At 47.0% G+C, this 1648-nt stretch carries 1 pseudogene; it reads left to right on the top strand.

Going from position 1 to position 1648, the window contains the following annotated elements:
* Nucleotides 1–1648: pseudogene (locus C9J38_RS21940) on the top strand (hypothetical protein); the annotation flags it as partial.

Below are 1648 nucleotides of genomic sequence, written 5' to 3'. Positions count from 1 at the left end.
GCTGATGCTGATGATGTGTTCCCGCTCGATAGCACAGAATCAGTAGATACCGATAGCGATGGTATTGGTAACAACAAAGATACCGATGATGACGGCGATGGTGTAGCTGATGTCGATGATGCTCTCCCTCTAGATAAAACAGAGTCCGTTGATACTGATGGCGATAGCATTGGTAACAACAAAGATACTGATGACGATAATGATGGTATCGCTGATGCTGATGATGTGTTCCCGCTCGATAGCACAGAATCAGTAGATACCGATAGCGATGGTATTGGTAATAACGAAGATACTGATGATGATAATGACGGTGTCTTAGATAGCAATGATGCGTTCCCAGAAGATAAATCAGAAACACTTGATACCGATGGTGATGGTGTTGGTGATAACGCTGATGCGTTTCCAGCTGATAAGTCAGAAACAGTAGATACCGATGGTGACGGTGTTGGTGATAACGCTGATGCCTTCCCAGCTGATAAATCAGAGACGGTAGATACCGATGGTGATGGCGTCGGTGATAACGCTGATGCGTTCCCAGCCGATAAGTCAGAAACACTTGATACCGATGGTGATGGTGTTGGTGATAACGCTGATGCGTTCCCTGAAGATAAATCAGAAACACTTGATACCGATGGTGACGGTGTAGGCGATAACGCCGATGCGTTCCCAGCTGATAAGTCAGAAACGACAGATACCGATGGTGACGGTGTTGGTGATAACGCAGATGCCTTCCCTGAAGATAAATCAGAAACAACAGATACCGATGGTGACGGTGTTGGTGATAACGCAGATGCCTTCCCTGAAGATAAATCAGAAACACTTGATACCGATGGTGACGGTGTTGGTGATAACGCAGATGCCTTCCCTGAAGATAAATCAGAAACACTTGATACCGATGGCGACGGTGTCGGTGATAACGCTGATGTGTTCCCAGACGATAAGTCAGAGACGGTAGATACCGATGGTGATGGTGTTGGTGACAATGCTGATGCCTTCCCTGAAGATAAATCAGAAACACTTGATACCGATGGTGACGGTGTAGGCGATAACGCAGATGCCTTCCCTGAAGATAAATCAGAAACACTTGATACCGATGGTGATGGTGTCGGTGATAACGCTGATGCGTTCCCAGCTGATAAATCAGAAACACTAGATACCGATGGTGACGGTGTCGGTGATAACGCTGATGCGTTCCCTGAAGATGAATTAGAAACACTTGATACCGATGGTGATGGCGTCGGTGATAACGCTGATGCGTTCCCTGAAGATAAATCAGAAACAGTAGATACCGATGGTGACGGTGTAGGCGATAACGCTGATGCGTTCCCTGCTGATGACTCAGAAACAACAGATACCGATGGTGATGGCGTCGGTGATAACGCTGATGCGTTCCCTGAAGATAAGTCAGAGACGGTAGATACCGATGGTGACGGTGTTGGTGATAACGCAGATGCCTTCCCTGAAGATAAATCAGAAACAACAGATACCGATGGTGACGGTGTTGGTGATAACGCAGATGCCTTCCCTGAAGATAAATCAGAAACACTTGATACCGATGGTGACGGTGTTGGTGATAACGCTGATGCGTTCCCTGCTGATGACTCAGAAACAGTAGATACCGATGGTGACGGTGTAGGCGATAACGCTG

This window comes from Photobacterium sp. GB-210, from assembly GCF_003026075.1.
Lineage (GTDB): Bacteria > Pseudomonadota > Gammaproteobacteria > Enterobacterales > Vibrionaceae > Photobacterium.
This window is presented reverse-complemented; position numbering and strand designations above follow the sequence as displayed.